The organism is Paludibacter sp. 221, from assembly GCF_010501035.1.
In the GTDB taxonomy this organism is placed as follows: Bacteria; Bacteroidota; Bacteroidia; order Bacteroidales; family Paludibacteraceae; genus QVMH01.
This window is the reverse complement of record NZ_QVMH01000002.1, coordinates 46,019-72,737: the sequence shown is the minus strand read 5'-3', so window position 1 is coordinate 72,737 and position 26,719 is coordinate 46,019. Positions and strand designations below refer to the sequence as shown.

17 protein-coding genes are annotated in these 26,719 nt (G+C 40.8%); 9 read left to right on the top strand and 8 right to left on the bottom strand.

What is annotated here, in order from left to right; translation table 11 throughout:
* The first annotated feature begins 193 nt into the window (after positions 1-193).
* The 8 genes from D0T49_RS00835 to D0T49_RS00800 all read left to right on the top strand — a co-directional run bounded on the left by D0T49_RS00835 (position 194) and on the right by D0T49_RS00800 (position 15,717).
* Positions 194-775: an RNA polymerase sigma-70 factor gene (locus tag D0T49_RS00835; protein WP_163628696.1), complete on the top strand. Its 582-nt coding sequence runs from the start codon at positions 194-196 to the stop codon at positions 773-775.
* A gap of 133 nt (positions 776-908) precedes the next feature.
* The gene (locus D0T49_RS00830) at positions 909-2,006 is read left to right on the top strand and encodes a FecR family protein (RefSeq protein WP_163628695.1); all 1,098 of its coding nucleotides are present in this window, start codon (positions 909-911) and stop codon (positions 2,004-2,006) included.
* Between the two features lie 36 nt (positions 2,007-2,042).
* Positions 2,043-5,657 (top strand): SusC/RagA family TonB-linked outer membrane protein, encoded by a 3,615-nt coding sequence (locus D0T49_RS00825; protein WP_163628694.1) that lies wholly within the window; start codon positions 2,043-2,045, stop codon positions 5,655-5,657.
* Between the two features lie 6 nt (positions 5,658-5,663).
* Positions 5,664-7,184, top strand: coding sequence for a RagB/SusD family nutrient uptake outer membrane protein (locus tag D0T49_RS00820; RefSeq protein WP_163628693.1), 1,521 nt, complete (start codon positions 5,664-5,666; stop codon positions 7,182-7,184).
* 106 nt (positions 7,185-7,290) lie between these two features.
* Positions 7,291-8,169: a putative zinc-binding metallopeptidase gene (locus tag D0T49_RS00815; RefSeq protein WP_163628692.1), complete on the top strand. Its 879-nt coding sequence runs from the start codon at positions 7,291-7,293 to the stop codon at positions 8,167-8,169.
* 5 nt (positions 8,170-8,174) lie between these two features.
* Positions 8,175-9,467, top strand: a complete 1,293-nt coding sequence (locus tag D0T49_RS00810; protein WP_163628691.1) for a DUF4302 domain-containing protein — start codon at positions 8,175-8,177, stop codon at positions 9,465-9,467.
* Positions 9,468-9,502: 35 nt separating this feature from the next.
* Positions 9,503-11,296 (top strand): T9SS-dependent choice-of-anchor J family protein, encoded by a 1,794-nt coding sequence (locus tag D0T49_RS00805; protein ID WP_163628690.1) that lies wholly within the window; start codon positions 9,503-9,505, stop codon positions 11,294-11,296.
* A 125-nt stretch (positions 11,297-11,421) separates the two neighbouring features.
* Entirely contained in the window at positions 11,422-15,717 is a 4,296-nt protein-coding gene (locus D0T49_RS00800; RefSeq protein WP_163628689.1) for a leucine-rich repeat domain-containing protein, read from the top strand.
* Positions 15,718-15,982: 265 nt separating this feature from the next.
* Here the strand turns inward: D0T49_RS00800 and gcvT are convergent, their stop codons facing one another.
* The 7 genes from gcvT to D0T49_RS00765 form a co-directional block, all read right to left on the bottom strand.
* Positions 15,983-17,056: a glycine cleavage system aminomethyltransferase GcvT gene (gene gcvT / locus D0T49_RS00795; RefSeq protein WP_163628688.1), complete on the bottom strand. Its 1,074-nt coding sequence runs from the start codon at positions 17,054-17,056 to the stop codon at positions 15,983-15,985.
* 106 nt (positions 17,057-17,162) lie between these two features.
* Positions 17,163-18,392 carry a peptidase T gene (gene pepT / locus D0T49_RS00790; protein WP_163628687.1) on the bottom strand — a complete coding sequence of 410 codons (1,230 nt, stop codon included), beginning with the start codon at positions 18,390-18,392 and terminating at the stop codon, positions 17,163-17,165.
* 167 nt (positions 18,393-18,559) lie between these two features.
* On the bottom strand, positions 18,560-20,542 hold the full coding sequence (locus tag D0T49_RS00785; protein ID WP_163628686.1) for a glucosamine-6-phosphate deaminase: 1,983 nt from the start codon (positions 20,540-20,542) through the stop codon (positions 18,560-18,562).
* Between the two features lie 208 nt (positions 20,543-20,750).
* Positions 20,751-21,539: an alpha/beta fold hydrolase gene (locus tag D0T49_RS00780; protein WP_163628685.1), complete on the bottom strand. Its 789-nt coding sequence runs from the start codon at positions 21,537-21,539 to the stop codon at positions 20,751-20,753.
* On the bottom strand, positions 21,536-21,949 hold the full coding sequence (locus D0T49_RS00775; protein ID WP_163628684.1) for a thioesterase family protein: 414 nt from the start codon (positions 21,947-21,949) through the stop codon (positions 21,536-21,538). Before D0T49_RS00775 ends, D0T49_RS00780 begins: the two co-directional genes overlap by 4 nt.
* A gap of 46 nt (positions 21,950-21,995) precedes the next feature.
* Positions 21,996-23,147: a TlpA disulfide reductase family protein gene (locus tag D0T49_RS00770; protein WP_163628683.1), complete on the bottom strand. Its 1,152-nt coding sequence runs from the start codon at positions 23,145-23,147 to the stop codon at positions 21,996-21,998.
* 166 nt (positions 23,148-23,313) lie between these two features.
* Complete coding sequence (locus D0T49_RS00765) at positions 23,314-24,207, bottom strand: M23 family metallopeptidase (protein ID WP_163628682.1); 894 nt, start codon at positions 24,205-24,207, stop codon at positions 23,314-23,316.
* A 276-nt stretch (positions 24,208-24,483) separates the two neighbouring features.
* On the opposite strand from D0T49_RS00765, the gene D0T49_RS00760 reads away from it, so the two are divergent.
* Entirely contained in the window at positions 24,484-25,428 is a 945-nt protein-coding gene (locus D0T49_RS00760) for an alpha/beta hydrolase (RefSeq protein ID WP_163628680.1), read from the top strand.
* Between the two features lie 34 nt (positions 25,429-25,462).
* Here D0T49_RS00760 and D0T49_RS00755 read toward each other — a convergent pair whose 3' ends face one another.
* Positions 25,463-26,719 carry an aspartate kinase gene (locus tag D0T49_RS00755; RefSeq protein ID WP_163628678.1) on the bottom strand — a complete coding sequence of 419 codons (1,257 nt, stop codon included), beginning with the start codon at positions 26,717-26,719 and terminating at the stop codon, positions 25,463-25,465.

Genomic DNA, 26,719 nt, shown 5'->3' with positions numbered 1-26,719 from the left:
AATAATAAAATCAAAACTGAAATGCAAACGAATCAAAAAAATACGAATTTTATTTTTTAACTCTCCGAAATTAAAGAAATTTGTAATCAAATACATACTTTTGCATTCGTTTTGTTATCAGACTCTCGGTTTTTGAGAAAAAACCCCATCCCCGTTTCTATTAACAGTATTCCAGAAAAGGTATTTCAGTTTCATGCAAGACAAACAACTCATAGAAAAAATCCGTTTGGGCGATATGAAGGCATTCAGATTGTTGTTCGACAATTACTACGCCCTTATGTGTGCCGTAGCCTATGAGTATGTGAGGGACGACCACGCCAGCCGCAATATTGCCGACGATGTAATGCTTAATGTATGGGAAAAAAGGAAGGAACTGGAAATATCCGTTTCAATCAAATCCTACCTTTTGCGTGCAGTACGAAACAGGAGCATTGATTTTATCAGAAAAAACAAAAGCGAAACAAGTGCTGTAAACTACGATGAAATACAAGAGAAAGACTGCTTCACTCCGGACGAAGAACTATTTGAAAGAATTTTACTTTTGGAGTTACAAAATAAAATAAATGATATAACCGACACTATGCCTCCCGAAACCCGCAAGGTTTTTATGATGAGTCGCTACGAAGATAAAACGTACAATCAGATAGCGGAAGAACTCAACATTTCTATCAATACGGTGAAATACCATATCAAGCAGGCGCTTGGTATTCTTCGCAGCGGATTGAAAGAATTTTTGGCAGTAACCATTGCCATCTATTTTCATTTCTTTTATTAGAAAAAATGCAACTCTTTATAACATTCTGATGCTTTTTTTTACAAAAACATGCTCTTTTATTAAAAAAAATCAATTTCTCCACTACCCCCTATAGTTCCTTTTTTCGTCTTATTTAAGTAAGACCGAAAAAATCATGGAACAAAAATACAACGTTTACACGCTTATTGAGAAACAGTTGTCAGGTAAAATATCTGAGAATGAGCTCATTTATTTAAAAGAATGGTACAATGCCAACGACGTAAATAAAAAAGAGTACAACGATTATTACGCCCTTCAGAAAAGCCTGTGTATAATCAAAAACAAATCACGTTTCGAAGGTGAAGCAGAAACAGCCTATTTCCGTTTTGTAGGAAAAACAAAAAGCATCACGGAAAAAAGCACCCAAAAACGCATTTTTCCTCATTTGGCACGTTATGCTGCCATATTCGTAGTTGCTTTTGCCTTAGGCATAGTTTCCATCTATCTGTTCCAACCCGGTACGGACGATAATAAACTTGCACAAACAATAGAAATCCCCTTCGGTTCCAAATCCAAAGTTATCCTGCCCGACGGCTCTACCGTATGGCTAAACTCAGGAAGCCGGCTTTCTTACAAAGAGAATTTCGGACGCAGCAACCGTGATGTTATATTAGATGGCGAAGGCTACTTCGATGTAGAAAGAAACGAGTCATTGCCTTTTCATGTTCAGTCGGGCGAAGTAAAAGTACATGTATTAGGAACCAAGTTTAACTTCAAGTCTTATCTGGAAGACGAAAGCGCGCGGGTTACTCTGGTAGAAGGAAGCCTGACTGTAGCCAATGCTAAAAACCAGAAGGCACCTATCCTATTAGAACCTAACCAACAGGCTTTTATCGACAAAAAAGAAGAAAAAGTCAATGTAAAAAAAGTAGACGCATTAGCTTATGCTAAATGGACTGAGCCTAAATCAGAATCGTTGGAGATAATAGGAAAAGACGAAGAAACAGGTGTAAAGGCATCTATACGGACACCACACGTTACACTACGCAATATCCTGTTTTTCGATGAAGAACCGCTAAGCCAGATTACCCGTGACCTGGAACGTGTATACAACGTAAAAATCGAAGTACAAGACGCTACATTGCAAAATGAACGTTTCTACGGCGATTTCCGTAACGAAGAAACAATCACTGAAATTCTCGAAATAATGGCGAAAAACAACAATCTGCATTATTCTATCAAAGAGAACGAAATCGTCATTTCAAGAAAGTAAAAAACTCTATTCCGAAAAATATAAAACTTTATATTGATGTATAAAACAAACATGAGAAGCCTTGTAAAGGCAGGAGTTATGCTTCTTTTCCTGTGGTGCTGCCAGTTTACAATATCGGCTCAGGAAAAGAACATTACATTAAACCTCAAGGATGTAACCGTGAAGGATGCCCTTGAACAACTAAAATCACAGACTTCATACTCACTATGGTTCAATGTAAACGATATTGACCTTAAGAAAAAAATTACAACAGAAATTAAGGATAAGAGCGTTTCCGAAGCACTGGATGTTATTCTGGAAGGGCAAAACCTGAGTTATGAGATAAAGGACAAATACATCCAGATTTTCAAACTGAAAGACAACCCGCCAAAGGAGCAGAAAACAATATCAGGCGTTATCACCGACGAATCGGGTGAAACGCTGCCGGGGGTTACCGTTTTTTTCAAAGAATTTCCGAGTGTAGGTACAATTACAGATTTCGACGGAAATTTTCATTTAGCTGTTCCCGACGGAGCCAAAAGTGTCGTTATCTCTTATATAGGCATGGAGACACAGGAGACAGGCATAAAAGATGCTCCTATGAAAATCACTCTGAAATCAGACTCACAAATACTGGAAGAAGTAGTAGTAACAGGTATGGTGGCTGTGGACAAACGCTTGTTTACCGGAGCCAGCGACAATATAAAAGGAGATAAAGCACGTCTGGACGGGATACCTGACGTAAGCCGTGCGCTTGAGGGACGCTCTGCCGGAGTTTCAGTACAAAACGTATCAGGTACTTTCGGTACTGCTCCAAAAATCCGTGTACGTGGTGCAACCTCCATATATGGCAGTTCGAAACCGCTATGGGTAGTGGATGGCGTAATTATGGAAGACGCTGTAGAGATTGACTCGGACGACTTATCGTCGGGCGATGCGATTACTCTTATAAGCTCAGCCATTGCCGGATTGAGTGCCGATGATATAGAGAGTTTTCAGATACTGAAAGACGGCTCGGCAACCTCTATTTATGGAGCCAGAGCAATGGCGGGTGTGGTAGTAATAACCACAAAACGTGGTCAGGTAGGCGTAAACCGCATTACATACACCGGAGAATTTACAACACGACTGAAGCCAAGCTACCGCGACTTCAATATCATGAACTCGCAAGACCAGATGAGCGTATATAACGAAATGGATCAGAAAAACTGGTTCAATTTTGCTGATTCATACCGTGTGTCGAACAGTGGAGTATACGGAAAAATGTACCAGCTTACAAATACCTACGACCCTGTAAAACAAGCATGGGAACTGGAAAACACACCGGAAGCCCGCAACCGATATTTGCAACAAGCCGAAATGCGCAACACAGACTGGTTTGACGAACTGTTCAATACAAACCTGACCCAAAACCACGCGATAAGCATCAGTTCGGGAAGCGACAAAGCAAGGTATTACGCTTCGTTGAGTGTATTTCAAGACCCGGGATGGACAAAGGCTAGCTCCGTGAGCCGTTATACTGCGAATACAAACGCATCGTTCAATCTGGCTAAAAACCTGACACTGACATTGCTATCGAATAGCTCGTACCGGAAGCAAAAAGCTCCGGGAACACTTAGCCAAGAGGTAAACGTAGTAAGTGGCGAAGTACGCCGCGACTTCGATATAAACCCCTACAGCTATGCCCTGAATACATCACGTACATTGGCGTTAAGAAACGAATCGGGCGACTTGGAATATTACACACGCAATTATGCTCCTTTCAACATAGAAAGCGAACTGGAACGAAATTATATCGAACTGGACGTTGTCGACCTGAAATTTCAAGGGGAACTAAACTGGAAAATCATAAAAGGGTTGGAAGCAAGTGTTTTAGGTGCTGTAAAGTATCAGACTACTTCGCAGGAACATACCATGCACGATAAATCGAATCAGGCTGAGGCTTACCGTGCTGCAGGCGACGCAATTATCCGTGACAAAAACCCTTTGCTGTACAAAAATCTGGAAGAAGCCAACGCCCTTCCCGTTGTAGTATTACCCGAAGGAGGGATTCTTGATAAGAACGAATACAAAATGATGGGGTACGACTTGCGTGCAAGTATGAATTACAACACCAGTATCAACGACACACACCTTATACGGCTGTTTGGAGGGACAGAAGCAAACTCGGTAGACCGTGGACAATACTACTCAAGAGGTTGGGGATATCAATACGACAAAGGTGGTGTGCCGTTTTATGATTACCTTATTTTCAAACAAGGAATTGAGCAAAATAACCAGTATTACTACAATTATGTGACATACTCGCGAAACCTTGCGTTTTTCGGCATGGCAACTTACTCGTACGAAGGTAAATATACCATAAATGGAACGCTGCGTTACGAAGGCTCAAACCGCTTAGGTAAATCCCGCGCGGCACGTTGGTTGCCTACGTGGAATGTGGCCCTGGCTTGGAATATGCACGAGGAAAAATTCTTCTCGGCGCTTACCCCTGCATTATCGCACTTCACGCTGAAAACATCATACAGCTTGACTGCCGACCGTGGCCCCGCATTTGTCACTAACTCGCATGTGGTTTACCGCAACTATTCACCTTTCCGCCCGTTTGCAGGTGTAAAAGAGTCGGGACTGGAAATAGAAAGTCTGGAAAACAGCGAACTCACTTACGAAAAGAAACACGAATTTAATATCGGCGCGGATATGGGTTTCCTAAAAAACCGGATTAACCTAAGTACCGACTTTTATACACGTAACAATTTCGATTTGATAGGCCCTATATTCACGCAAGGAGCCGGAGGTGAAGTTGGAAAATATGCAAACGTAGCTTCCATGAAATCGCATGGTATAGAGTTCACGTTATCCACAAAAAACATTGTTACCAAAGACTTCAAATGGAATACGGATTTTATTTTCGGATTTTCTGAAAATGAAATTACCAAACTCGATTCGCGTACAAGGGTAATGGCGTTAATTTCCGGTGCGGGATATGCAGAGGAAGGCCGCCCCGTACGCTCGCTTTTCTCCATACCTTTTGTTGGACTAAGCGAAGACGGGCTACCTATGTTCATTAACCAAAACGACGAAATAACAATTACGGATATCGACTTCCAGGAGATAGAAAAGAAAGGATTTCTAAAATACGAAGGCCCTACCGACCCTACCATCAACGGTAGTTTCGGTAACTTGTTTACGTACAAGAATTTCAGTCTTAATCTGTTTATCACCTATTCGTTCGGAAATGTAGTGCGCTTAGACCCTGTATTCAAAAGCAAATACACGGATATGGATGCTATGCCGCGTGAGTTTAACAACCGCTGGCGCATGCCGGGCGACAAACTGAAAACAAACGTGCCCGTAATAGCCAGCGTAAGGCAGGAAAAGGATATACCAAATCTGAAATACGCTTACAATGCCTACAACTATTCGGACATACGCATAGCAAGCGGGGGATTCATCCGCATGAAAGAAATATCGCTGAGTTACGATTTCAAAAAAGAATGGATACAACATTTGAACCTGAATAGCCTGCAACTTAAAGTGCAGGGTACTAATTTATTCCTGCTGTATGCAGACAAAAAACTAAACGGACAAGACCCTGAGTTTTTCCGTTCGGGAGGTGTTTCTACCCCTGTACCAAAACAATTCACCGTAACATTAAGGGTTAGCTTATAAAAAGATATGAAAAAGAAGATTATATATATACTCTCGATTACAGCGACTATCCTGTTTACATCGTGTGATGGTTTCCTCAACCAAATGCCGGATAACAGGACAGAATTGAATAATGCTGAAAAAGTAGCCCAGTTATTAGTTTCGGCCTACCCTACCGGCACTTATGTGCAAATGACAGAACTCATGTCGGATAACGTAACCGACAATGGGCCCTTATATACTTTTTTCAACAAAACAGTGGAAGAAAGCTATAAATGGGAAAACTTCACAGACAATCAGCAAGACACACCACAATTTGTATGGGAACTGTATTATAAGTCAATTGCAGCAGCAAACCATGCCTTGCAGTTTATCGAATCGGTTGACAATCCTGATGATTATTCACCGCACAAAGGCGAAGCGTTGATATGCCGTGCCTATGCTCATTTTATTTTAGTCAACATTTTCAGCCAGCATTACAATAAGCAAACCAGCACTACCGATTTGGGAATACCTTATGTAGAAGAATCGGAAAAAATTGTAGAAGGTAAATACGAAAGAGGAACGGTAGCCGACGTTTACGAAAGAATAAACCGCGACATTGAAGAAGCATTACCATTGATAAGCGATTCATACTATAAAAAATCGGCTATAAAGTATCACTTCAACCAAAAAGCGGCTTATGCCTTTGCAGCACGCTTCAACTTGTATTATGAAAATTATGATAAGTGTATCACTTATGCAACAAAGGCAATAGGAAACGACCCCGAAAAAGTGTTGCGTGATTACGAATCCTATCTAAGTTTCTCATCGAATAAAGATGTCGCAATAGAGTACATACAATCTAATCCGCCTTGCAATCTGTTGTTGATGCCTGCCGCTTCGCAATGGACGTACAACCATTGGGGTTATCGTACATGGTACCGATATGCACACAATATGAAGAAGCTGGAAGAAACCCTATGGGGACCGGGACCTTGGGTAGATTCCGAGTACTTTTATCCGGCAGCAAAAGTTTTTGGAACTGACAGGGTTACCTATTTTCCGAAATACAACCTTCTCATCGAATATAGCGACCCGGTGGCAGGAACAGGGTTTCTCAATATAGTGAATACGGTATTCACTACCGACGAAGCCCTGCTATGCCGTGCCGAAGCATACGTTCATAAAAAAGACTATGTTAATGCTACTAAAGACCTGGCAGCATGGTATAACAAAAGAACTGTAAGCGGAGTGCCGGAACTGACTGAAACCAAAATAGAAGATTACTACAGCACTGCGGTATCGGTACTGACACCCGAATTGAATCCAAAATTTGAAATTGCAGACGAAAAGCAACTTAACTTCCTGCATTGTGTACTACATTTCCGCCGTTGCGAAACTATACACGAGGGCTTGCGCTGGTTCGACATAAGACGTTATGGAATTGAAGTAAAACACGCGATATATGGTCAGGACGATGATGTGTTGAAGAAAGATGATTTACGAAGAGTGATTCAAATTCCATCGGCTGTGATAGCTGCAGGTATGGAAGCAAATCCGAGATAAACAGCTACAAATATTTAGCTTATAAGTTACAAGTATCATTTCCTTATAAACCGAGAATGAAACACATAACATTAGATTTTAATAGGATACTTAATATAAAAACAAGATGAAAAAAGCATTTTCATATTTTATATCAATCATATTATTCACTTCGCTGATAGGATGCTCGGAAGAAAAACTTGGCCCAAGTATTTTCGACACCAATCCACCGGAAAGAAATGAATTTGACAAATGGTTGCTCAATACGTATGTAAAAGAGTATAATATCGACTTCAAATACAGGCTGGACGACGGAGAAGCCGACCTGACCTACAATCTGATTCCGGCTGATATGGAAAAGTCGAAGGACTTGGCTAAGATAATAAAATACCTGTGGCTGGAAGCTTACGATGAACTATTTGATGCAACAGGAGTGAACAAGGACTTCATGCGCACATACGCACCTAAGGTAATACAGTTGGTAGGTTCGGCGGCTATCAATTCCTCATCGGGAACTGAAGTGCTTGGTACGGCCGAAGGAGGAATAAAGGTTATACTTTACAAAGTAAACGCCATTGACCCCACGGATATAGAAATGCTGAATGAGTATTATTTTGAGACAATGCACCACGAGTTCAGTCACATTCTTCACCAGAACGAAGAAATTCCGGTTGAGTTTAACCTCATATCGGCAGCCGATTACTCCTCTACAGGCTGGCAAAACCGAACTACAGAACAGGCATGGAAGCTTGGTTTCGTAACACCTTATGCAAGCAGGGAGCCACAAGAAGATTTCGTGGAAATAATAGCCATGTATCTTGTAAACTCCGACGAATACTGGCAAAACATGCTGGACAAAGCAGGAGAAGAAGGGGCTAAAAAAATTGAGAAAAAATTTGACATCGTAGAGGAATGGCTGAATATCACCTGGGATATTGATATTCATAAGCTTCGTAACATTATCAGCAGACGCGCGCAAAACATTGAATCTATTTTAAACGACTAAAGAAAATGAGCAAGGCAAAATACATAATACTTCTGTTAATAGCTTTCAGCACTTTCGCATGTTCCTTTGTGGAAGATGATATTTTCGGGAACGGGGATGGAGACAGGATAGACAATACTCTAAAAGAATATCTGGAAATCCTAAGCTCTGCCGAAAATGGCTGGTTGCTCGAATACTACCCGAACGATACTAAATTCGGAGGCTTCAACCTGTATCTGAATTTCAGCAAGGACGGAAAAGTGAGCATTACAGGAGAAACACCGATATTAAAAGAAGACAACGAAAAGATAACCAGCCTGTTTGCGCTAAAAGCAGATATGGGGCCTCTGTTGAGCTTCGATACCTATAACCGCATACTGCACCAGTTTTCCGACCCTGAGCCCGACGGGCTGGGCTATGAGGGAGATTATGAATTTATAATCATGTCGGCAAATAATGACACCATCAGCCTGAAAGGGAAAAAACATGGAATAAAGATGAACATGGTAAAATTTCCGAAAGACAAAACATGGCAGGACTTTTCGAGAGAACTGGATACGATTATAAAATACAATCCCGGTTTTACCATGGAATTGCAGGTAAATAACGAGAAAATATCTTTTTCCGAATCGGCCGAAATAGGTCGCTATCTATCCACAAGCGACATCTCTGAAACTGATGGTGTGCCATATATATACACACTGGAGGGTATAAAGTTCAAAGAACCTGTAAAAGTTCACAACCAGACGTTACAGCATTTCAAATGGTCGGGAAACAATGCCAACCTGATATGTATAGACGAGAATGTTACTGCACAAATAAACCATATGCCGCTGAACCAAGCCTTTATAAATAAAAGGGGCAACTGGTTTTTTGATGGGGAAAGGATGGGAACACGGTTTACAAGCTTGTGGAATGAAATTGTAGAAAACCTTGATAAAAAAGCAAACGAGCAACTGCTATTCGTTTACCTGCGAAGCCCATATGAACTGCTTTCGTTATATAGTTACTCGCGGAATGACAAGCAGGCTTTTAATGCAAACTTTTATCTGAGATTTTATGCACTGACAAAAGAACAAGCAATGGAAGACGGATACGAAGGAGACGGGAATAGAATGGTCAGGTTATCATTGGACGAAGAGGCAGTAGGTGACCAGATGGCGCTACTGTTCTATTATGAGTATTTCCGTACTTTCCGTTTATACCTCACTGATGAAGCTCCGTATGAGCTGGTTTATAATAATCTTAAAATTCCGAACGAAATTTCGTTCACCCGACTGGACGATCCTGAAAAAATCTGGTTTATACTTTCAAAATAAAAAACATAGTATTAATTATTAATAAATTAACGTTTATGAAAAAATGCATTTACCTCTTAATTTTCTTTCTCTTGACAGTATCAGGAGTGAAAGTAGTAGCACAAGGTACTGCAACACTTCCGTATTTCGAAAACTTTGATACCTATGCGGAAGGAACTGTCTTACCTGACGGATGGCTTGCCGACAGTAAATCGAACGTAAAAATGGGAGCATGGAACGACGCTTATTGCGTTCCTTACACGAAACCATATTATTTGCAGTTTTCGGATAATAATGCTACCTATCCTCGCAACGATTGGGCATTCAGCGTAGGATTCAATCTGCAGGCCGGAAAAACCTACTATACAAGCTTCTGGCTATACGCAGCCGGTTTTTCAAATGGTAATCTGAGTGATAAGATAAAATTCACCGTAGGAACATCACAAACCAAAGAAGGGCAAACCGTTGTTCTGGAAGACATAAAAGGAACAAGATTTCTGGAATGGACGCAATTCGAATGTAAATTTACAGCCGAAACGTCGGGCATCTATTATTTCGCGTTCAACGTTTATACCGATAACGGTATGTCAAACGGTATTTGTATCGACAATTTCGAAGTATATGCAGAAGACAATCCACCTGCCGTACAAGCTGATTATATAACCACCGGAGGAATCTGGTCGGCTGCCAGCGACCCTTCGTCTACCAACAACGTAAAAAACTACTTCAGATACGTATATCCTGACCAACCTATTACGTTTATCAATAGGTCAAAATACGCTTCAAGCTACAGTTGGGAAACATTAGGAAATCCGGCAAGTTCCACAGAAGAGAACCCTACGGTTTATTATACCGAAAGCGGGTATTATGAACCCGTGCTTACCGCAACTAATTTCAATGGTTCTGCCACATATAAAGATACTGTAAACGTATGCGTTTTGGGAAGCGAAGAAATTTCAGGAATAATTTCAAACCAGGAAAAGATAGATGGCAAATCCCTCTACCGTCCTGAAGACCTGATGAACAATGGTTATGAATATGTAAGCGGATTCAACCGTTATTATAAAGCGTTTGCCGAAAAATTTGACATGCCCGAAGGTGCAAAACTCAGCGTCAACGCCGTATCGCTCATGCTGTATGAATACAAAGTTGCTTCAAAAGACAGGACAAAGCCCGTAACCGTAAAAATTTATGGAGATGCAGAAGGCGTTCCTGATCCTGATAAAGTATTTGGATCATACCAGACAACCATGAGCAAAGCATTCGGAACAACTTCTGTTATTTCAGAAAAAAGGGATTGCAAAATAACATTTGACACCCCTGTTGAGGTAGAAGGTACATTCTACGTAGCAATAGAGATTGACGAATCGCTCAAAGAATCATCTGCAACTTACATGGGTTTCATCTGCTTCTATAAAGCCAATCGCGACACAAAGGCTTTCGCATACATTCCTGAAACGGACGAGCCACCTACACCCGAACTGAAAGTAGGAGAAGGCTGGTATCCGCTTCACGAGTTACCATATCCGTTCTATGATTTGGAAGGTTTGTCTTTCTACCTTGCACCAAGTGTTACATTCCATAAGTTTGGTTACGAAAGTTCTGACAAAAGCGTAGAAGCAGCCAACTTCAACATATACCCTACCGTATTCAATGAGGAATTTACTATCGAATCAGAGAATGTAGGAGGAGAAATATCAGTATTTGATATAAGCGGCAAAAAAGTGTATGAGACGATTCTGAACTCTCATATAACAACCATTAATACATCTGACTGGAACAGCGGAATTTACATCGTAAATATGAATGGAGATTCACAATCCAAACCAGTCAAAATTATTAAACTCTAAAACGTTAGTTTTTTAATAAATAGTTTTATCCTAACCCTTAATTTGATGAAAATCGCTCAGGCGTGAGTGCAAAACTTATCCCTGAGCGGTTTTTACCTATTATTAACCATCAAATTCAGAAAAATATGAAAAAGCAAATTTTACTCTTTATAGCAGCATTGTTATCCACCGTATCAATATACGCTGAAGATGCAATACTTACCATCAGCAATACCTTCACCAGTACAAATAAGACAAATATGACTTTTGTACTGCAAGCTACTGAAGATAACACAGCCATACAAGTAGACTGGGGTAATGGAACAACAGTAGAACACATTGTGGGTACTGCATCTACAAATATAGTGAAAGCCCCGACAGGCACGGTAAGTGTATATGGGGATGCCACAAAGATTAAATACCTGAAAATGTCGAGCGTATCACAGCTTACAGGCATTGATGCAAGCAACATGAGCGGATTAGCAACTATTGAGCTACTAACTGGCAATAGCAATCTTGCAACACTCGTTCTGCCTACAGTAACCACAAATCTGCAAAAGGTAACTGTAAACAGTGGAAAAATCGCATCATTGGATTTCACCGATTATAAAAACCTGACTTACCTCAACATTAAAAGCAACAGCCTTCTGGCCTCGTTAACCTTTCCTGGAGCAAATAACAACCTGCAGGAACTAATTTTAGGAAGTTTGACGAAGCTTATAAACCTGGATGTAAGCGGTATGAGCAAATTAGCCGCAATAGAGCTAACAAGCAACAGCTACCTTGAAACACTTGTTCTTCCTACAGTAACAACAAATCTGCAAAAGATAACCGTAAACAGTGGAAAAATCGCGTCGTTGGATTTAAGCGATTACAAGAATCTGACTTATATAAATATTAAAAGTACCAGCCTACTCGCCACATTAACCCTCCCTGGAGAAAACAACAACCTACAGGAAATAATTTTAGGAAGTTGGTCGAAACTTACAAACCTGGATGTAAGCGGTATGAGCAAATTAGCTACGCTTGAGCTAACAAGCAACAGCAACCTTACAACACTCGTTCTGCCTACAGTAACAACAAATCTGCAAAAGATAACCATAAACAGTGGAAAAATCGCGTCGTTGGATTTAAGCAATTACAAAAGCCTGACTTATATCAACATCAAAAGTATCAGCTTGCTTACTTCGTTAACCTTTCCCGGAGAAAATAATGAATTGCAAGAAATTGTTTTAGGAAGTTTGTCGAATTTTACAAACTTTGATGTAAGCAAATGCTCAAAACTTAAAAAAATCACAGCAACATACCTAAGCAAAATAGAAAACCTTACCCTCCCCGAAAACGGGAATGCATTAGAATATCTGGAATATACCAGCAGTAAAGTAAATGACAACATTCTGGATTTAAGCAAATACAGCAATTTGACCTATGTAGATTGCCAGTATTCGGAACTAAAAGAAGTTATCATTCCGGCCAGTCCAAAAGCAAATCTAAGTATTGATTGCTCCAGTAATTATATCCCATTGAATAAATTACCCGAAGGACAATTCTCAAATCTGTATTATATGCCGCAATTCACCAAATACGACATCGAAGAATCGTACGAAACAAACGACATTATCGATTTGAGCAAATGGTATGTAGCAAAAAAAGGATACGGAAGCAATTACGATGAAGCAGGGCGTTATCCTACCTTCACATGGTATAAGGATGGAAGCGCTACTGCGTTGGAAGAAGGTACAGATTACACAGTTATTGACAATGCTAAATTCCAATTCCCGACGATTCCCACCGGAGAGGTATATTGTGTTATTTATAATGCAAGCTACCCGAACCTGAGCGGTCAGGAAAAATGTAAAACCACTCTCACATCCATCATTCAGGCAACAGACCCAATTATGCAATTTACAAATGTAGCCACTACTGCCAGTATTGGATTGAAATTTGCAGCAACTGAGGCTAACACTGAAATCAAAATTGACTGGGGTAATGGAGTAAAAGATGTGCGTACAATTACAAGCACTACAACAGGAAACACATTCACTGCAGCACCAAAAGGAACTACCATCAAAGTGTATGGCGATGCGCAGAAAATAAAGCTATTCAGTATTTCAAATAATGCCCGGTATTTTCGTACTGCTGATTTCAGCAAAGCAAGCGGACTAGAAACACTGGAATGCAAAGGCAGCAGCAACTTAATTACATCGGTAGTTCTGCCGGACGAAACTCAAAACCTGAAAAAACTGGATGTAAGCAGCAACAATCTTACAAGTCTGGATGTAAGCAAATATACAAAGCTGGAAACATTGATTTGCTCAAGAAACTCGAATTTAACAGAAATCACCCTGCCTCCTGCTGAAGGGAATGAACTAAACGAGATAGACTATGCTTATTTGTCGAAACTTACAAACTTGGATGTAAGCAAATACGCAAAGCTCAAAAAAATAATTGTTTCGGGTGCAAGTAAATTAGAAAGTTTTTTACTGCCCGAAAATACAGATGTATTAGAACATCTGGAATGTAGTAGTGTTAAAATGGATAACAACATTTTGGATTTAAGCAAATACAATAATTTGACGTATATAGATTGTTCTTTCTGCCAGTTAGAAGATATTATCATTCCTGCCAATCCTAAATCAAATCTGAATCTGGATTGTTCAAGCAATTATATTCATCTGAATAAATTACCTGAGGGACAGTTCTCTTATTTATCTTATTATCCGCAGTTTGCCAAATACACTCTCGCTGAATCGTACGAGACAAACGACATTATCGATTTGAGCGAATGGTATGTAGCTAAAAAGGGATACGGAAGCAATTACGATGAAGCAGGACGTTATCCTACTTTCACATGGTATAAGGATGGAAGTTCTACGGCATTGGAAGAAGGTACGGATTACACGGTTGTTGACAATGCTAAATTCCAATTCCCTACAATTCCGGCAGGAGAAGTATATTGTGTTATTTACAACCCAAGCTATCCTGACCTTAGTGGAGGAGAAAAATGTAAAACAAGCTTAGCAACTATCGTTCCGGCTCAAGACCCGATTATGCTGTTTACAAACACAGCTACTACCTATAATGTAGGATTGAAATTTGCGGCTACAGAAGCTAATACTGAAATCAAAATTGACTGGGGTAATGGAGTAAAAGATGTACGTACAATTACAAATACTACAACAGGAGAAACATTCAGTACAGTACCAAAAGGAACTACCATCAAAGTGTATGGCGATGCCGAAAAAATCAAACTGTTCAGTACATCAAGTAATGCGAAGTATTTACGTACGGCTGACTTTAGCAAAGCAAGCGCGTTGGAAACGTTGGAATGCAAAGGCAGCAGCAACTTAATTACATCGGTAATTTTACCGTCAGAAACGCAAAAACTTAAAACATTAGATGTAAGTTACAACAACCTCACAAATCTGGATGTGAGCAGCTATACAAAACTGGAAAATCTGAATTGTTCAAGCAACGGGAATTTAACAGAACTTATTTTGCCAAACACAGTAGATAATGAACTAAGAAAAGTGATAAGTAATTACACCTACCTGAATGGGCTGGATGTGAGTAAACTATCCAAACTCACCACCTTAGAAACATCGAATCAGAACAGTAGTGCTAACAGTAATTTCACTACATTGGTTTTACCGGAAAATGCTGAAGCATTAACTAATCTAACCTGTAGGGCAGGAGCATTAACTACATTGGATGTAAGCAAGTATGTAAATCTGAAAGAACTTGACTGTACTTATAATAAGATAACATCACTTATTCTACCTCCAAATCCCGTAAGCGGCTTTTCTGTAGATTGTTATAATAACAATATATCTTTGAACGATTTACCGGAAGGAACTTTTACGGTATCTTATATGCCTCAGTCTTTTGAATATACAGTAAATGATTCATACACTACCAATGACGTTATTGACTTGAGCAAATGGTACGTTTCCAAAAAAGGTGTAGGGTATTATTATAATGAAAAAGGACGTTATCCTACATTCACATGGTATCGCCAAAACGGTTCGAAAAAGGAGCAACTGATAGCGGGAGAAGACTATGACGAAGTGGAAGATGCTAAGTTCCAGTTTATCGAAGTACCTGCAGGAAATGTATTCTGCGAAATATACAACGCAGGATATATTTACCTGAAAGACAATACCGCTTGCAAAACAAACCTCATCAGCATTACAAAAGGAACCTCTACAAACGATGAACAACTATCCGGTAATGGCCTCAATGTGTACACAAAGAACTATTCCATCATTATCGAAGGTACAGAAAACTATGAGTACAAAGTAATCTCGGTATCGGGTAAAATAATTGATTCCGGACGTGCAAACGGACTAACAGAAGTGAACGTTAACGAAGCCGGAGCATACATCATAAAAGCCAGAATCGGCTTAGAAGAAAGAACATTGAAAGTGATTGTCACTCCATAAGAGAAAGAAAGCCTAAGAGGTTGTTTAAGTTTTTCACAAAGAAGCTGTTATTGTTTCACATCTGTCTTTTTCACAAAAAACACCAAAATTTATCTTGCGAGTAAAATTTAAACAACCTCTTAAAAAAAAATTGCATGAACTGATAACTGGCTCATGCTATTTTGAAACTATTTACTGAATAGCCCCAAATAAATAGCAGGTTTTCTTCAGGTAAAAAGCCATTGTAAGAAAACCTGCTATTATAATTTTAAGTAAATAATGTATGTTACTTAACTATTTTTGCTTCAATGTTTTTGTTGCGGATAACGATATAGATTCTGGTGTCGGGCTGTGTATATTCTGTTTTTACATATCCCATACCAATGTAAGACTTTGTACCCGGAACCATTGTGCCTGATGTAACATTGCCTATAATTTCGCCTTCTCCGTTTGCTATCTCGTATCCGTGGCGTGGTATTCCGCGCTCCACCATTTCAAAACGAATCAGTTTGCGGCTTACGCCTTCTGCCTTTTGCTTTTCCAAAAATGGGCGGTCAATAAAGTCTTTGCCATCAACGAATTTGGTAATCCAGCCTAAGCCTGCTTCAAGAGGCGAAGTAGTATCGTCAATATCGTTTCCGTATAGAGCAAAGCCTTTTTCGAGACGGAGTGTATCACGTGCGCCTAATCCGATAGGTTTCAGCCCAAATTCTTCTCCTGTTTCAAAAAGGGCGTTCCATATCTTATCTCCGTATTCGGGGTAGAAATATAACTCGAAACCGCCTGCTCCGGTGTATCCTGTGTTCGAAAGGATTACGTTGTCAACTCCTGCAAAATCGCCTACTTTAAAGCTATAATATGGAATTTCCGAGAGGTTTACCGCTGTTAGTTTTTGTAACAATTCGGTTGCCTTTGGGCCTTGCACTGCAAGCTGCGCCATGTTATCCGACGCATTCTCCAAATCAGCCCCTTCTGTATTGTTTTTTACACACCAGTTCCAGTCTTTTTCAATGTTCGATGCATTTACCACCAGCAGGTATTTATCATCTTCGTAACGGTATACCAGCAGGTCGTCTACAATACCGCCTTTCCCGTTGGGGAAGCATGTGTATTGTGCTTTTCCTATTGCAAGTTTTGATACGTCGTTGGTTGTAACTTTTTGGAGGAAAGGCAAGGCCTTTGGCCCTTTTACCCAAAACTCACCCATGTGCGATACATCAAACACTCCTGCTCCGCTTCGTACGGTTAAGTGTTCTTCGATAATGCCTGTAGGATATTCTATGGGCATGTTGTAACCTGCAAATTCATGCATTTTTGCACCAAGTGCAATGTGTTTCTCTGTAAATGGTGTTGTTTTCATTTGTTTTATTTAGAATCAAGAGTCAAGAACCAAGAGTCAAGACTTTTATTTGTTGTATTTGTTATTCAAAATGTCAGGAGCCTGTTTTTACCTATCGCTAAGTCCCTCATTTAGTGGGTGCGGCTACGTTTTCAATTATTTTGACCACTACCTGCATGGCTTTTTCCATCGATGGTATAGGCAGGTACTCGAAACGTCCGTGAAAATTATGTCCTCCTGCAAATATATTGGGACACGGAAGCCCTTCGAACGAAAGGCGTGCGCCGTCAGTACCGCCGCGTATGGGTTTGATATTTGGCTTAATACCCAGTTCTTCCATCGACTTTTTAGCCAACTCTACAATGTGCATTACAGGCTCTACCTTTTCGCGCATATTGTAGTACTGGTCTTTTATTTCGATGCCGGCGGTATCTTCACCAAATTCAGCATTTATTTTATTTACAAGGTGTTGCATTTCTTTTTTGCGGCGTTCGAAGCGGTCACGGTCGTGGTCGCGAATAATGTAGCTGAGTGTTGACTGCTCTACCTTTCCTTCCATCCCTACCAGATGATAAAAACCCTCGTAGCCTTCGGTGTGCTCAGGAGTCTCGTGGCGTGGGAGCATGGTAGCATATTGTTGTGCAATACGCATTGAATTTCGCATTTTACGTTTTGCATAGCCCGGATGCACGTTCAGCCCTTTGAAAGTTACTTTGGCCGAGGCTGCGTTGAAGTTTTCAAACTCCAGTTCGCCTATTTCGCTTCCATCCATTGTATAAGCCCATTCGGCTCCGAATTTTTTTACATCAAAATGGTCGGCACCTTGTCCTATCTCTTCGTCGGGAGTGAATCCGATACGTACTTTACCGTGTTTTATTTCGGGGTGGACAATCAGATACTCCATTGCCGAAACTATCTCGGCGATGCCGGCTTTATCGTCAGCACCTAAAAGCGTAGTACCATCGGTTACGATAATATTCTGCCCTTTGTATTGGAGAATTTCGGGGTATTTCTCAGTTTCCAGTACGATTAGTTTATCTTCGTTCAGCAAAATATCGTTGCCGTCATATTCTTTCACAATACGTGGTTTGATGTTTTTTCCACTCATATCGGGGCTTGTATCCATGTGGGCAATAAAGCCGATAACGGGTACTTGCTGGTCTGTGTTGGCCGGTAATGTTGCCATTATGTAGCCATTCTTATCTAAATCAATTTCAGTAAGCCCGATTGACGTCAGTTCTTCAACCAGATATTTTGCAAATATCATTTGTCCCGGAGTGCTGGGAGTCATCTTTGTATTTTCGTCCGAAGTGGTAGGATGGCTTACATACTTCAGAAAACGGTCGGTTATATTCATAGTAGTTTATTTTTATTTTTACAAAAATACGGAAATAAAGGCTAAAGGGAAAAGTTATTTTTCTATAAAGTAAGTCTTGAATATGATTTTCTTGATTACAAGATTGCCTTGATTAAAAAGAAATCAAGGCAATCCTAAAATCCAATTAATTTATGGTTAAGACATTCTTATTCAATAGGAATATATTGAACAAAGGCTTCGATAGCCTCATAAGATGCTAAACCTAACTGCGCATACAGGTCGGCAGTGGCACGGTTGCGGTCTTCGGAGCGTTGCCAAAACAGGCGTTCATCGTTGCCAAGGAAAGGCGCACTTTCCATTTGCGACTGGTGTTTCAATATAGCGTTACGTTTGCTGCGCAACTCCTCAGGGCTGATAGGCACAGCCATTTCTATATGGTCTATTTCCCATTCTTTCCATGCTCCGCGATACATCCATATACGGCAGTCGTCCAGCCATGCTTCGCCCTTAAGTTCGTCGATAGCTGCTAAAGCTGCATCCAAACACACTTTGTGTGTTCCGTGTGGGTCGGCAAGGTCGCCTGCCACGTAAATTTGGTGCGGCTTGACTTCCTGAAGCAGTTTTATGATTATATCTACATCGGCCTGACTGATAGGGGCTTTTTGTATTGTTCCTGTTTCGTAGAAAGGTAGGTTAAGGAAGTGAATGTTTTTCGACGGTAATCCTACATAGCGACATGCTGCTTTGGCTTCGCCGCGACGGATTAAACCTTTCAGTTCCAATATTTCACGTGTATCGAGCTCACCTTCTTTTTTACCTAAAAGTATGTCTTTAAATTCAACGTATTTGTCTTCCAATACCTTATTGCCTTTGTCAAACATATCTTTAAACCCTTTCAGAAAAGCAATAAAGCGTATAACCTCATCGTCGGCCACAGCAATGTTGCCCGAAGTTTGGTATGCAATATGCACTTCGTGGTTTTGGTCGATAAGGCGTTTGAATGTGCCTCCCATCGAGATAACATCATCGTCGGGGTGCGGACTGAAAATCAGTACTCTTTTAGGGTATGGCAATGCACGTTCGGGGCGGTTCGAGTCGTCAGCATTAGGTTTACCGCCCGGCCATCCTGTGATGGTGTGTTGTAAATCGTTGAAGATTTTTATATTGACATTGTATGCCGAGCCGTACAGAGCTAATAGCTCGCTCAGTCCGTTCTCGTTATAATCTTTGTTGGTCAGTTTCAGTATTGGTTTCTTTACTTTCAGGCATAGCCATACGATAGCACGGCGAATCAGCTTATCGTCCCATTCGCATGAAGTAACCAGCCAAGGCTGACTTATTCTTGTAAGCTCGCCAGCTGCGTTGAGGTCGATAATGACTTTTGCATCGGAGTGTGTTTGAAGATAAGATGCCGGAGTTGCTTCTGATACGGGAGATTCTACAGCGTCTTTAATTACTGTAGATTTGTGCTCGCCCCATGCCACCAATACTATTTTTTTTGCTTTCAGTATAGTGCCTATACCCATTGTTATGGCACTGATAGGCACAGCATCCAATGTTCCGAATAGCTCGGCAGCGTCTTTGCGCGATGCGTTGTCGAGCAGTATCAGGTGTGTTGCAGAGTTTGCCTGTGTGCCCGGCTCGTTGAATCCGATGTTGCCTGTACGGCCTATGCCAAGCAGTTGATAATCTATTCCACCGGCTTTTTTTATCTCTTTTTCGTAAGCGGCACATGCGGCTATGATTTCCGATTTATCTATCGTGCCATCCAACGTATGTATGTTTTCGGGCAGAATATCTACATGGTCGAAAAAGTTTTCTTTCATTTGCAGAAAGCAGCCCTTCGTATTATTTGCTAAAGGGAAATACTCAAAAAGATTGAATACAATAACGTTTTTGAAGCTCAGCCCTCCTTCGGTGTGTATTTTGATTAGCTCGGAATATATTCCGGTAGTCGATTGCCCGTTGGTCAATCCCAACACGCAGTTTTCTCCTGCTGCTTGTTTCTCTCTGATGAGTTCAGCAATTTCAAGTGCTACTTTTTTAGCACCTTTTTTTTCTGTTTCGAAAATTTCGGTCGGGATTTTTTCTAAACGTGTTACGCGCGAAAGCTCAAACACATCATCCGGTTGATAGTATTTTCGCGGAATTCGTGTAAGCGTAATTAAAGAACTAAGGTTGTTTCTCATTTGTGTAAAGTTTGTATGTTTTGCTTTTTTGTTAAATTACTTATTAACAGTCTGTTTTTCAAGAGGCTTGTATGTTCTTAAATCGAACTTCAAAGATAATGAATTACTTTTAGACATTAAATAGCAACAAATAAGTATTTATCCTGTTTTTTTGTTTTGTGCGAGGGTGGGAGCTGTGTGCTCGGCAGATGTGAATGTAAAAGGAAATTCAGAAGAACTGGTTTTGTGAGAAATAGGATTCAATCCATTTTAACGTTTCTTCGGCAGCTTCTTTTCGGGGAGTGTGGGCGGCTTTTGGTATTTCGGTAATGATGGTTGGTGATGGTATCTCTTTTTCTAAAACACTTAGCTGCTTGATAGTTCCAAATTCATCGCTTTCTCCCTGAAATGCCAATACCGGACATGCGATGTCTTTTAATAGCGGTACAATTGTCCATGTGACGAATCCGTCGTTCAGCCAAGTTTCGTGCCAGAGCCTGAATAGTTCCGGTGCCTTGTCGCCATGAAATTTTTCCAGACTTTTTATTAGGCTTGAGTGCTTTGCCCTCTCGCGTGATTGCCTTACCGCATTTTTTCCCGATTCTTCTACAAAACTATGGGCTCCTTCCAGCAGCAAGCCTTTTATCCTGTCGGAATAGAGTGCGGCAGCTATTAATGCTATGCTTGCTCCGTCGCTGTGTCCGTATAGCACAGCGTTTTTTATTCCACACAAGTTCAATAAGTCGATTAGCTCATGTGCTTCATCGTGCAGGTAATTGTTGGTTCTTGCCGTTATATTGAAAGGTGAGGATTTGCCATATCCCTGCCTGTCGTATACCAAGCCATTCAGGCCGCTTAATTTTACCAGTTTTTCGGGGAAATCTTCCCACATTTCGGTACAGCCCCATGAGTCGTGCAGAAATATCAACACAGGTTTTTCGTTGGCGTCCGGGCAGTTGTTAATCTTTTTTACAAAAAGACTATGCCCGTTCAGATGCACATACGCTTCTTCTGTCATATTTTCCGCCATACAAGGTAGTCTGCAAATGCTTTGTCAAATAAATCGGGTTTGGCTATTTTCCCGTCAATCAGGCAAACTATTTCTATTTCGGCCTTAGCGCAAAGGGTGTTATCGGGTACAAGGTGGATTTCTTGCAGAAAATAATAGCGAAGCCCCTCGCGTTCGATTGATATTTTACTGATAAACTCGTCCGAGCCACGCAGCGAATGACGATAGCTAACATTTGCATTGCGCAATAGGGGGATGATATTGGCAGCAGTCAGGTCGCGTAGTTTCAGCCCGCACGACTCCATCATCTCGTGGCGTGTAGCTTCGAAATAATGCAGGTAATTCGCATTATTCACTACTCCTTGTGCGTCGCATTCGTAATCACGCACTTTCATGTGATACTCGTATGTTTTTGCCATAAAGCCTCTATTTACCCTAATCCTCGTTTTTTCTACTCGCTACCCACTACTTACTCTTCAACAGCTTGTCTATTTCTTTATCCAATTGTCCGAAATTCAAGTCGCGTGCAACAATGTCGCCTTTTTTGTTCATAAGGAATGTGGTTGGGATTTTACTTACATTGTACAGTAAGGCAAAACGGTTGCTTGGCCCGTTTTCGTCGCGTACGCAAGCCCAAGGGATGTTTTCGATAGAAATTTCCCAAAGCAGCTTATTACGGTCCAGAGAAACCTGATATATTTCGAATCCTCGTTTGTTATATTTATTATAGAGGTCGCGTAGCGAAAAAGTATATTCGATGCTTTCCGGCGCTTCGTAGGTGGAGAAATCAATGAGTATAACCTTCCCTTCCAGTTCCGATAGTTTCTTTTCTTGTCCTTTTCTGTCCGGTAATACGATATCTATATATCCGGCGGTGGGATTTTGGAGTAATTGGTTTAATGCTTCTTGTTGTTTGGCTGCTTGTTTTTCTTTCAATGCTCCCAACACAAAATTGTAAATATTCTTGCTACGGTCGTATTTCGGCATGAATGTATGATAGGCAGTGCCCGTAGCAGCCCAATAAGGATAGTCTTCTTGCAGGTAAGGCGAGAAAATGTATTGTCCGTTTATTTGTTGGTATAATGCAAAATAAGCTGCTGTAGAAACAGGCTTTTGCATAATTATTTTTCGGGCGTTCGCTTTGTGCTTTTCAAGTTCTTCTTCTATTTCATCTACCTTTTTCATCCGTTCGTCCTGTTCCATTTCGGGCTTCAGGCTGTTAATCATATTTTGGATATTGATGACCGAAAGGCGCAATTCTTTGATTAGTTCCGAATCGTACGACCCCTCGATGGTATAATCCGTTGCGAAGTTGTTTAAATTTGCATTTATAGTAACAGTTTCGGTAGAATCGATTGCAAATGCAATGGTTTTATTCTCAATGCGGAGGCGATAGAAGTCGGGATATTCAGGGCGCATAGCCTTTAACGTGTATTTGCCTGACGCAAGTATTTTCATGGAATCTATGCCCTGTGTTTTTACGATTCCTGTATGCTCCAATACCAGCATTTTTCCTTGTGCGTTCTCAACCACGCCTTGTACTTTAAACTTTTTATTGTTTTCGCACGATGCCAAAACGATGGTAAGGACTGATAGTATTACAAATATCTTTTTCATAAGTGAAAGAAAAATGGTTTTACGTTGTAGTACAAAAGTAAATAATTTTTTAAAGTGATAAAATTATCTCCTGATATATTCATTTCTTATATCATGAAAAAATCCGGTAGTCGTAAAGAGGGAGATTACCGGACATGTGTCTTGTTTATTATCAATAAATTATCGCTTACCTTACTCTGATTTTCTGTCCGGGACGGATAATTGATTTTATCGACATATTATTTAGCTGGCATATCCGCTTTACGCTTGTGCCGTTGCGCGAAGCTATGTGGCTCAGGGTGTCTCCTTTGCGCACGATGATGTATTTCGCAGCTTGCAGGGCTTGTACTTCTTTTTGGTAATAAAAAGTTTGGTTTTTAGTAATCAGGTATTGGTCTTCTTTCAGTATTCCGGTGTTGAAGTCAATGATGTTTTCCGGATTTATAGCATTGCCCAAATAGCGTATTTCAAAATGCAGGTGTGGTCCGGTTGAGCGTCCCGTATTGCCTCCTAAGGCTATTGTGTCGCCGGCATTCACTTGCTGGTTGTGCTCAACCAATACTTTTGAAAGGTGGGCATATACAGTTTCCAACCCGTTTTTATGGCGTATAACCACATAGTGGCCATAGCCTCTGCGCTCGTAATCTATAATACGGATTTTGCCCGAAAAAGCAGCTTTTACAGGTTCGCCTGCGTACAGTTTTAAATCGGTGCCATAGTGATAGCGGTAGCGGCGTGCCCCAAAGCGTGAAGTTATGTTTCCCGGAACAGGCAGTACGAAATTACGACAGTCAATCCTGATTGAATCGGGAATACTGTCAATCGGTATCTTGTACGGATTCAGCCTCTCCCGTGTCCAGATGTTGCGGTAAATATCGTCGGCCGGATGATCTTCCATCAGGTCGTCTGAATAATCGTTCAGCATCCTTTCGTAAACATTAATTGAGTCGTAAAGGTGTTTGTAATCTAAATAGTCCTGTAGTAGCTTGCTTACATTCAGTTCGGGTAGATGGTCGCCCGCTTTTATAAAAGATGTACTTGCCGTGAGGAGGGCAAGTGCTAAGTAAATTTTTTTGAACATAGAAATAATAAAAACGTGGTTAGGTAAACAAATTTCGGTTTATTACAATTTTAATTCCGGGGCAAACGTGTTTGTCCACTTTAATACTGCTTTTGCTTTGTAAACAATTTTACAAAGATAATAAGCTTTTTTGAAACACGGTAATTTTATCCGCCTGGAAATGAGGACTTACGAATTAATGAGCGATTTTTTACAATTTATAACGGTTAATGTCTTGTTTTATTTTACTATCATAATCGGAGCGATTTTATTAATTTTGTTTCTCAAAAACATGTTATGAAGAACTATTGTCTGCTTTTGTTTTTAATCATCGCATTGCCTCTTTCGGCTCAGGTGGTTTTAATTGATGGAGTACCCCGTGATACCTCCTATACCATTTATTCCAGTTACATAAAGGAAAAAAAGAAAAGACCCTATATTGAAATAGTGAAGCCTGTATTTGAAGGTTTGTATGCTGAGGAGAAAGTGGTTTACAAAAAGACAGGGGAAGGTAGAAACCTTCACTTGAATGTGTATCGTCCGGATAATGAAGCGGAATATCCTGCACTGCTCATGGTGCACGGAGGAGGCTGGAATTCGGGCGACCTTTCGATGCAAACTCCCTTGGCTACCCACATTGCACGCGAAGGGTTTGTATGTATCCCTGTGGAATACAGGTTGATTCCCGAAGCATTATATCCTGCCGGAGTACAGGATGTGGAGGATGCTGTGAAGTGGGTGTATGCAAATGCAGGAAAATTAGGAATAGATAAAAACAGGATAGTAATTTCGGGTTGCTCGGCAGGTGGGCAACTGGCGTGTCTTGTGGGCACGGCGAATAAAGACAGCTATATCCGAGCGGTAGTAAATATTGATGGTATATCAACGTTTCTGAACGAGGCTACTATTGAACGGGCTGAACGTGCAAGGCTCGAAAAGACCAAAATGCCTGTGGATGCTACTTGGCTGGGAGGTACGTATAGCGAGAATCCCTGTAATTGGGAAGATGCTTCGGCTCTGTCTCATGTGTCGGGCAACTCGGTTCCGGTATGTTTTATTAATAGCTCTATCCCCCGTTTTCATAATGGGAGAGATGAATTGGTGCAAAAACTGGATAGTATGGGCATATATTCCGAAACACATGAGATTGACGATAGCCCTCATACATTCTGGTTCTTCAATCCTTGGTTTGATGCAACTGTAAATTATGTCGTAAGTTTTCTGAATAAGATACAACTTTGAAAGTTTATTGATATTGAGTAACTTTTGTCATGTACTAAACTTCTTTCATCAAGAAACGTCCTATTCGCCGTGTGCGCTGCGAAAGCAATATCTCTCTGCCTGCTGTAGTTTCTTTTTCGATGTCAGGGTTTATTCCGCGAATGGTGAGCAGTTCCATCCCCGTGTTGTACGACACCTTAAAGTCATTTGCCAACTCATCCAATGCACCTTCCAGATAGCGGGTGTTGTCTACTCCTACCGAAATGCTGATAGCCGAACTCTGAATAAGCGATACTTTCAGCCTGTGTTTGTGTATAATGGTAAAGAGCCAAGGCAGGCTTTCTTCGAGTACAAAAGAGAAATCGCGCGGGCGTATGGTAACGAGCACCTGATTTTTCCGTACGATTAGAACCGGAACTTCTTTAGGGTTTTCTACCGTTGCCTTAATTACCGAGCCGCTTGCCTCAGGGTTGCCAAAGGGACGAACATAGAGTGGTATCTCTTTGTTTTGTAGTGGTTTTATGGTTTTCGGGTGTATTATTTGTGCCCCGCTGTAAGCCAATTCTACAGCATCAAGATATGTCATTTCCGGGATATGTACCGTATTCTCAAACAAGCGTGGGTCAGCATTCAAAATGCCCGGTACGTCTTTCCATATTGTTACGCTTTCGGCATCAAGCAAGTTTCCTACTACGGCTGCTGAATAGTCAGAGCCTTCGCGGCCAAGTGTGGTGGGGTTGCCTTGAGTATTGGCGCCTATGAAGCCCTGACCTATGTAAATTTTACTTTTACTGAAATCGACAGATTTTTCCATTTTTTCCTGCGATTCTTCCATCCGTACGTTTGCTTCGCGGTAGTTGCTATCCGTAACCAAAAGTTCACGCATATCCAGCCACGCATTACTTACGTTACATTTATTCAGATAGGCAGATATAATTTTAGTGGAAATAACCTCACCGTACGACACTAAACAATCGTACCAACGGTCGTAATCGTCGCCAATGCCTGTATTGATATGCCCTTTTATTTCGCCGAAAACAGATTTTAAAACTTCTGTTCCTGCGGTATCTTGCTCAAACAGTTCGGCTACAATTTGGGAGTGGTATGCCTCTACTTCGGCCAATTTATTTAGTGCTGCTTGGCGGTCGGCTTTCATGAAATTCTCCAATACAATTTCCATCGCATTGGTTGTTTTTCCCATAGCCGATATGATGATAAACAGGTTTTCAGTTTCTTTTGAAACTATATCTGCTATGTTTTTTATCCCTTCTGCCGAGCGTACTGATGCTCCTCCAAATTTGTAAACTTTCAT

What these genes read in the sequence shown, in the direction of transcription:
- D0T49_RS00770 (WP_163628683.1), bottom strand. Translation starts at nt 23,147, where the DNA reads ATGAAAAAGATATTTGTAATACTATCAGTCCTTACCATCGTTTTGGCA.
- D0T49_RS00815 (WP_163628692.1), top strand. Translation starts at nt 7,291, where the DNA reads ATGAAAAAAGCATTTTCATATTTTATATCAATCATATTATTCACTTCG.
- D0T49_RS00760 (WP_163628680.1), top strand. Translation starts at nt 24,484, where the DNA reads ATGAAGAACTATTGTCTGCTTTTGTTTTTAATCATCGCATTGCCTCTT.
- D0T49_RS00800 (WP_163628689.1), top strand. Translation starts at nt 11,422, where the DNA reads ATGAAAAAGCAAATTTTACTCTTTATAGCAGCATTGTTATCCACCGTA.
- D0T49_RS00755 (WP_163628678.1), bottom strand. Translation starts at nt 26,719, where the DNA reads ATGAAAGTTTACAAATTTGGAGGAGCATCAGTACGCTCGGCAGAAGGG.
- D0T49_RS00835 (WP_163628696.1), top strand. Translation starts at nt 194, where the DNA reads ATGCAAGACAAACAACTCATAGAAAAAATCCGTTTGGGCGATATGAAG.
- D0T49_RS00830 (WP_163628695.1), top strand. Translation starts at nt 909, where the DNA reads ATGGAACAAAAATACAACGTTTACACGCTTATTGAGAAACAGTTGTCA.
- D0T49_RS00765 (WP_163628682.1), bottom strand. Translation starts at nt 24,207, where the DNA reads ATGTTCAAAAAAATTTACTTAGCACTTGCCCTCCTCACGGCAAGTACA.
- D0T49_RS00825 (WP_163628694.1), top strand. Translation starts at nt 2,043, where the DNA reads ATGTATAAAACAAACATGAGAAGCCTTGTAAAGGCAGGAGTTATGCTT.
- D0T49_RS00785 (WP_163628686.1), bottom strand. Translation starts at nt 20,542, where the DNA reads ATGAGAAACAACCTTAGTTCTTTAATTACGCTTACACGAATTCCGCGA.
- pepT (WP_163628687.1), bottom strand. Translation starts at nt 18,392, where the DNA reads ATGAATATAACCGACCGTTTTCTGAAGTATGTAAGCCATCCTACCACT.
- D0T49_RS00780 (WP_163628685.1), bottom strand. Translation starts at nt 21,539, where the DNA reads ATGACAGAAGAAGCGTATGTGCATCTGAACGGGCATAGTCTTTTTGTA.
- gcvT (WP_163628688.1), bottom strand. Translation starts at nt 17,056, where the DNA reads ATGAAAACAACACCATTTACAGAGAAACACATTGCACTTGGTGCAAAA.
- D0T49_RS00810 (WP_163628691.1), top strand. Translation starts at nt 8,175, where the DNA reads ATGAGCAAGGCAAAATACATAATACTTCTGTTAATAGCTTTCAGCACT.
- D0T49_RS00820 (WP_163628693.1), top strand. Translation starts at nt 5,664, where the DNA reads ATGAAAAAGAAGATTATATATATACTCTCGATTACAGCGACTATCCTG.
- D0T49_RS00775 (WP_163628684.1), bottom strand. Translation starts at nt 21,949, where the DNA reads ATGGCAAAAACATACGAGTATCACATGAAAGTGCGTGATTACGAATGC.
- D0T49_RS00805 (WP_163628690.1), top strand. Translation starts at nt 9,503, where the DNA reads ATGAAAAAATGCATTTACCTCTTAATTTTCTTTCTCTTGACAGTATCA.